The organism is Pseudomonas sp. AM4(2022), from assembly GCF_036346515.1.
In the GTDB taxonomy this organism is placed as follows: domain Bacteria; phylum Pseudomonadota; class Gammaproteobacteria; order Pseudomonadales; family Pseudomonadaceae; genus Aquipseudomonas; species Aquipseudomonas paracarnis.
This window is the reverse complement of record NZ_JAOTNW010000018.1, coordinates 108010-115330: the sequence shown is the minus strand read 5'-3', so window position 1 is coordinate 115330 and position 7321 is coordinate 108010. Positions and strand designations below refer to the sequence as shown.

General features: G+C 59.5%; 4 protein-coding genes. 1 reads left to right on the top strand and 3 read right to left on the bottom strand.

The window, feature by feature from the left end; translation table 11 throughout:
• Positions 1-199: 199 nt before the first annotated feature.
• The 3 genes from ODQ19_RS21915 to ODQ19_RS21905 all read right to left on the bottom strand — a co-directional run bounded on the left by ODQ19_RS21915 (position 200) and on the right by ODQ19_RS21905 (position 1994).
• Positions 200-379 carry a hypothetical protein gene (locus tag ODQ19_RS21915; protein WP_003190784.1) on the bottom strand — a complete coding sequence of 60 codons (180 nt, stop codon included), beginning with the start codon at positions 377-379 and terminating at the stop codon, positions 200-202.
• A gap of 156 nt (positions 380-535) precedes the next feature.
• Complete coding sequence (locus ODQ19_RS21910; protein ID WP_330211192.1) at positions 536-1711, bottom strand: lactonase family protein; 1176 nt, start codon at positions 1709-1711, stop codon at positions 536-538.
• Complete coding sequence (locus tag ODQ19_RS21905) at positions 1698-1994, bottom strand: DUF5629 family protein (protein WP_116668815.1); 297 nt, start codon at positions 1992-1994, stop codon at positions 1698-1700. The genes ODQ19_RS21910 and ODQ19_RS21905 overlap by 14 nt, the downstream gene beginning before the upstream one ends.
• A 288-nt stretch (positions 1995-2282) precedes the next feature.
• On the opposite strand from ODQ19_RS21905, the gene ODQ19_RS21900 reads away from it, so the two are divergent.
• A complete protein-coding gene (locus ODQ19_RS21900) occupies positions 2283-7277 on the top strand; it encodes a dermonecrotic toxin domain-containing protein (protein WP_330211191.1) in 4995 nt (1664 codons plus the stop codon).
• The last annotated feature ends 44 nt before the right edge of the window (positions 7278-7321 follow it).

Sequence of the window (7321 nt, the reverse complement as noted above, 5' to 3'; positions counted from 1 at the left end):
CGTCAGGCGGAACCCTAAGTAGCCGTTACCGCAGCAATGGATATGTACACGGTCCAACTGTGTTGACTGCCAGGCCGCCTTCGCGAGCAAGCCCGCTCCCACAGTTGGATCGTTGGGGTGTCAGGTAGATATTGGTCGGCTGTCAGGCCGTCATCGCAGGCAAGCCAGCTCCCACAGTTGACCTTGGCTCAATGGCGCCTCAATGCTGGGTCTTGTGATCCAGCGCCGCATAGAAATTGGCACTCTGTTGCAGGTATTTCTGGGTATAGGCAGTCACATTGGATTTTTTGCCGGTGACTTCCACGCTGGCGGCAGCAGGCAGTGCCACAGTGGCGGAAACAGCAGAAGCAGCAATGATCGAGAAGAGATTGAAATTCATGGAGGTAACCCTTGTGTGCGTTTGGTTGGGTGGCCTGGGAAGGCCTTGGAACCCAACTTACGCCCGAGGGTTGAACCTTAGAAATGCTTTGAAACAGTAGCCGTTATCACTGCGATTAATACAAAGGCTCAGGCCCCGCAGTGCGGGGCCTGTGGCTTATTGACGCACCAGGAACTTGAGGTCACTGGGGGCATCAATCGGCAATTTCTGCACGGTTTTACCCAGCAGGCCGGTCTTGGGGTCGCGCTCGACGACGACAATTTCATTGCTTTTCTGGTTGGCGATCAGCAGGAACTTGCCGCTCGGGTCGAGGCTGAACTCACGCGGATGGTCGCCTTCGACGGAGCGGCGTTGAATCTCCTTGAGGTGCGCGGTGGCCGGGTCGACGCTGAACACCAGCATCTGATTGGCCGTCCCACGGTTGCTCACGTACAGGAATTTGCCGTCACTTGAAGCATGCAACGCCGCACCGGCTTTGTCGGACACCGGTTGGCCCGCCGCATAGTCCACCAACTGGGTTTGCTTAAGCTGGCCGTCGCTGTAATCGAACACGGCCACCTGGGCGCTCATTTCAGTGGTCAGCCAGGCGTGCTTGCCGTCCGCGCTGAACAGCAAGTGACGCGGGCCGCTGCCCGGTGGCAACTGCACCGACGCCGGGTTGGCCGCCGTCAGTGGCAGCTCATGATTGGCCTTGGGGTCATAGCGGTAGGCAAACACCTTGTCCGCCCCCAGGTCCTGCACGAATACATACTTGCCGTCCGGCGACGACACCACCGAATGCACGTGGTTGGACGCCTGGCGCTCAGGGTTTACACGGCTGGCCGGGTGCCCGCTCAACTGCACCGGTGCCGACAGCTTGCCGCTGGCATCCACCGGCAGGATCGCGAGGCTGCCACCCGGGTCTTCCACCACCGAATAGTTGGCGACGAACAGGTAGCGCCCATCGGCGGCCACACTGGAATGGGTCGGCTCATTGCCCAGGCTCTGCACCTGGTTGATCAGGGTCAGTTGATGGTTCTGCGGGTCGATGCTGTAGCTACTGACGCGACCGACCGGGTCTTGCTGGCCCGGGCCGTTTTCATTGACCACGTACAGCTGCTTCTGGTCTTTGGAAATCGTCAGCCAGGACGGGTTGGCGGTTTTCGCCGCCAGCACCGGCTTGCCGCTAAATTGCCCGGTGCTACTGTCGAATTGCAGGCGGTAGATCCCTTCACTGGTACCGGCCGTATAGCTACCGACCAGTAGTTCATGCACATCGCTGGGTGCGGCCTGCACCGACATCGCACCGACACTGCCTGCCATCAGCAGGGGCCAGAATTTACGCATCATCATCCGCTTCGTCCTCATCGTTATTGTTGCCGGTGAAGGCGTTCATGCAAATCAAGCGGTGCTCGCCCGACTCACCGGTAAGGGTCCAGCTTTGCAGCGTCTCGTCAAATGCGGCGGCGTCCACCTGCGCCGTGGTGAAGCTCCAGCGTTTTTCGTCGCGACCATCCATGGCGGTAATCACTAGCTTTTGTTCAGTCAACTCGAAATCAAAGGCATGCAGGCCGTCGATTTCAAGCATGTCGCTGGTTTCAAGCTGGGGGCGCAGAGGGGCGGATTCGGCAGTCATAACATCAATCGTTCAGAGGAAAGACCCCATGATAGGTCAAATGGTTGCAGCGGCGTAAATCCTCGCGTGACGGGCGCCACGTTTACATGCCGCCATACATGCCCCGCCCTACTCCCACCCAGGCAAAATCAACTGCTTGCGGTCATGGAGCGCCAACGGAAACGGCTGATTACCTATTGTTGATGTCGCGTAAAAGCCGGGCCCGGTAGTTTCCATTCGCCTGCTCACACGATGCGAGCAGGGTCACCTATATGACGAGCATGATTGCAACGACAAGGAAGCTACACGATGATCCAGGGAAACTACCCCCAGCGTTTTTTTGACCAAAACCTGCCCCTTTCATTGCCCACCCCGGCTGCCCGCCAGCCGGCCGACACCGACCATACCCTGGCGAATGCGGGGCCCGACCAACCGCTGAGCCGACCCCGACGCGCATCCGCCCCTCTACGCTCCCCACCGACCACTCCTGGCGCAGCCACCGCCAGCCCGCCGCAGATCACCGCCAGTTCGGTCGCCCAGCAGTTCGATAGCCGCCCCACGCTACGTTCGGTGGTGTCGGACCTGCTTAACGATGCGATCAAAAGCCTGTACCCCACGTTGGTGTTCAACCCTGCCGAAACCGCAGTGGCCGAACCCCTTTCAAGCAACCCGCCACAGTACCGCCTGACCCCCTTGCTGGACGTTGCGTTGAGGCACCTGACCAGCCACGACGACCTCGACTTTACCGATAAACATTCACTCTCCTGCACGCTCATGGATCAGACCACCGGGCATACCCTCAAGCCGGCGCCGGCGCCGAATGCCTTGAAGCCCGGCATTGATATGCAAGCCATCGAACTGGCCATCCGCAGCCTGCGCGCACCGCTCAAGAAAGCGTTCGAACAGGCCATGCTCAAGCACTTTGCGAGCAAACCCTTGGACGCCCACTCTCCCGACGCCAATCGCTGGCGCTGGCTCAGCGACACACTGAAAGACACCCTGAGAACCGCCGCCTTGAAACAGCCTGGGTTGAACGCTCAGCAGCGCGAGACCCTTGACCAGATCGTGACCTACCCCGATCGCGCTCAACGCCAAGCGGCAAAGGGCGATGCGCCAGCCCAGGTGTTCATCCTCGACTCCGCTGTGAGTCACGCTGGCGGTAGCTCGTCGCTGCTTACTCCAGACCTGTTGATCACTCGCCAAGTCGATGGCCGCACGCAAGTACTGCACGCCACTGCCGCCGGCGTGGTGACACCCTATGACTCCATGCAGGCGTTCGGCGAGGCCTGGGGCAAAAACCTTGGCAAGGCCTTTGTCTTTGATGCGCTGAACTGGAAACGCCAGGAGCCTGCGGACAACATTTTCGATACCCAGGCGGCGGTCATCCTCAACGCCATGGTGGAGAACATTGCGTCCATTGATATTCCCACCTCGGGCTCGCTTGAGGCGCTGGAGCAGGCTTTTTCCCGGGCCAGTGACCCAAGCCCCTGGTTCGTGGGGGCCTATGCGCCCGAACCCCAAACGCTGGAACGCCTGCGTGAAAAGTTGCCCAAGTGGTTCGACCAGTCAAGCCCGGCAGAACGCGACACCTATCGACAGCACGCCTTGGCCCTGGCCAGCAGTGTGCGCCGCAACAATGGCCGCACCTTCCTCGACGGCATTCCTGATATCCGCACCTACGCCCAGCAACAGCTCGACCAGCATTTAACCGGCAAGGGCTACACGGCGCAGGATGTGGAGGTGGTGTTCAAGGTGCCGGTGGGCAATATGGGCAGCGGCTACCTGGAACGGGAGAAGATGAGCCTGGTGGACATGGCCCTGGAAAACCTCGCGGGCCTGCCCAAGGGCGAGATGGAAGTCTATGTGCGCGGGCAACGGGTCAACGATGCAAGCCTGCCAGAAATGCTCAAAGGCCTGATCGACACAGTGGACATCGGCGGCCAGTACCCACAGTTACTCAAGCGTGAGTTGCTGGATGACAGTCCAGCGGCTCGTGACCGGCTAACACGGTTCGTCGAACAGGTGCCCCTGCAGCTCGCGATGCAGGCACTGGAACTCAAGCTCAAAGGCGAGGCTGGCATTACTGCTCAGGGCTACGCGTTGATCGAAGCGATCATTCAACCTGGCCCGGGCAGCAAGCAGGTGGACGGACAAGAGATCACCGTGCGGCCACTGGCGTTCGTACGCAAGCCAGGGGCGACGCCGGATGTGGCCGCCAACATGTTCATCATCGAACCCCTGGCCAGCGGTAGCGGCCCACACATTCTCTATCGACCCCAACTGAAACCGGCGCTGCTGGAGTTCGCCAGCCGGGACGCGCTGTTGGAGGCGATCCGCAAGCCCGGTGCACTGCAAGACAGCGTGTTGGCCTGGTTGCCGGACGACAAGGTGCGCGCGGTATATGGCAATGGCGGTTTTCACACGCCCAATATTGCTCGCTTTACCGTTTTCAATGAGTTTGACCCGCCCGCCACGCCCAAGCCAACTACCCTGGCGGGTGACGGTTATACGGCCGCCGCCACGCTACGCCAGGACCTGCTCAACGGCGACCTGGCAAAACACTGGTTCCACTCCAACGCCAACAGCCTGGTCACCCTTGCAGAAGGCCAATCCACCTCCGACGCCGAAAGCCGTTGGGCCTCCTACAAGGAGCTCGGCTGGCTGTTGTTCAACACACTGCTGCCGCTGATGCGCGGGCCAGGCGCCATGGCCGGTTGGTTGCTGCAACTGGCGAACGCCGAAAACGACATCAAGCGCCTGTCCACCGCGAACGATCCGGACCCGGCCGGGGCAATGGTCGATCTGTTGGTCAACCTGGGCATGACCCTGACCCATGCTCCCGTTGCCGAATCCACGCCTGCGCGTACCTTCGAGCCGTTCGAGCCAGAGGCCGGCACCCCTGCGCCTCGCCCCCGCCAAAGCAATGACCCCATTCGACCTGCGCCCATCATTCACCAGGACCCGAGCGCGCCGGTCACCACCGGTTTGGGCGTCGGTACGGCCATCGATATCAGGCTGTCGAGCCCACGCGGACTCACCCCCGAGCTGCGTGCACACATCGACTCATTCAAAGTGCCAGCACCGGCAGCTCCCGGAAACCCGATAGCCGAAGGACTCAGGAAGGGCCTGTATCAGGTGGATAACCGCTGGTACGTCAGCATCGACAATCACTGGTTTCGCGTCGCGACCGACCTGGATGGCCCCTACGTAATCGACGAACACAACAAGGCACGTATCTCGCCCGCAATCGCACGCGATACCCAGGGCAACTGGTATTTCGACCTGGCACCCAAGCTCCGGGGCGGTATGCCCAAGAACACAAGCCTGCAAGAAACGCTGGGAAAAAGCCGGCGCGCCCAGGAGCAAGCACAGAAAAACTACCAACGCAGCATGCTGGAACAAATGAAGGTTTCGGCAAAACATGACGCGGCAACTGGAACGATCAAGGACAGCTTCATCGAATATCAGAACGCCCGAAAGAAACTCAAAACCCTACGCAACCTTGTCACCGATGATGCGTCGGCAAATCGGTTCGCCGCTGCCTACGCGCAACATCGACACGCCACCTTGGCACTCAAGAGCCGCCTGGATCAACAACTTCAAGCCCTCAAGCCGCTGACCCTGGCACTTCGGGCAGCCAGCGAAGAAACCATTGCAACCATAACCCCAAGGAAAATAGGCGGCGTCGACGATCTGTCGACGTTCAAAGAGAACCGGTCACTGGAATACAAGCACACGCTGCACGCCCTGATTGGGGTAGAGGACTTTTACGTGAAACTGGTTACCGATGCCCTGCAATACGGTGTCAGTGGCGCCTCGGTGGCAGAGCTGGAAAGTACTGCCCACTCAGGTTCCGAGGAGGCCTACGATGAACTGACCAGTGTGTTCGAAATGGCTTACCACGCAACGAATAAGCTGCTTGAGTCCAGCGACGCCATCAAGTCAGTGTTTGACCAATGGAAAAACGACTCCCCCTTCGCCAGCAAGCGCGCCGAGGAGTACCTGAAGACACGCTACAGCCGATCCCCCGCCACGGGGGTATTTATGGCAAAGATGAACCAGTTGGTACTGCTCAAACGGCTGGCCACCGAATCGAGCGCGCTGTCCCCCGACATCGCTGAGCAGTTTCAGATGAAGCGGTTCTTGAACGTCGACCTTAAAGCTGAATACGTGGCCTTCAGTGACCTGCACCAATACGAGGGTTACAGCGCAAGCGAGCGCAAAGCCACGCTGACCACCATCATCGACAAATACAAGCAAGTATTGAGTGACAGCGTCACCTTGCAGGAGGAGCATCCGGGACACTTTCGCCGCGATTATCACCAACTGTTTACCGAAACACTCAAGCGGTTCATCGACGATGCGGAAACCGAACTTGTCCAGGTCGTCAAAGAAGAACAACAGCTTATTGCGCCAGCCCCTGTGCGCAAGGACCAGCAGGCCAAACCGCAGAACAAGCGTGTGTTCAAGACCGAACACAAAGAAAGTCTGATCGGTACGCTGCGCCCTCCCGTACCCGGCCAGGCCGTTAACATTATCGACGTGGTCGACCCACAGAGCGGGCAGCCGATTGCCAGTTATAGTGAACACCCTGGAGAACGCGGCTGGGTGAAGATTGTCCGTGGGCAGCCCACCGCGCCACGTCCTGTTTCTCCGCCCAAGTCCTGGGCGACGTATAAGAGCGAAGCGCAACATTTGATCGACGGCGTGACGAAGATAGAACAGACCATCCTCTTTCAGAAAAAGAAGCTTGAGGATCCGCTGCGGCGAGACACCGTCAGCCCTCGAGACTGGAACGACATGCTGGAAGCCCAGGCCAACCAGCTCATCGAGAAGGCGCAACAGGCGCAAGCCGCTCACGGCGCCAAACCGGAAACCGCCGAATGGGTGGCGCGCTGGCGAGCAACGGCGGATGAGATCCTGCAGAAGGCCCGGCAGCATACCGCCGATGGCTATCTGGTACAGACGCCGACAGCGGAAAACGTCGATTACCTGTGGCGCCACGGTTTTGTCGATATCAACCTGGTACGGCGGGATATCCCGACTAAAAGTGGCGATGTTTTCACCGAATACGTGGTTCGCAAGAAAAATAAAATCGATGCGCTGTGGTATGCCCACTTCCACTATCCGCAAAAAGGCTGGGCGCGTGAAGACTATACGGCAGCGCATCTGAAGACACCGGCCCAGCGCACCAAGACCCAAAAGGATCTTATTGCCGAGGCCGGCAGCAATGGGGTGGTGGAACGGATCATCAAGGCCGGTATCACCAAGCCGCTGGATGAAAGGCTGTTCTTGAAATTGTAAAACCAGCCACCCGGCGCCCAACAAAAAGCCGCACAGTGTGCGGC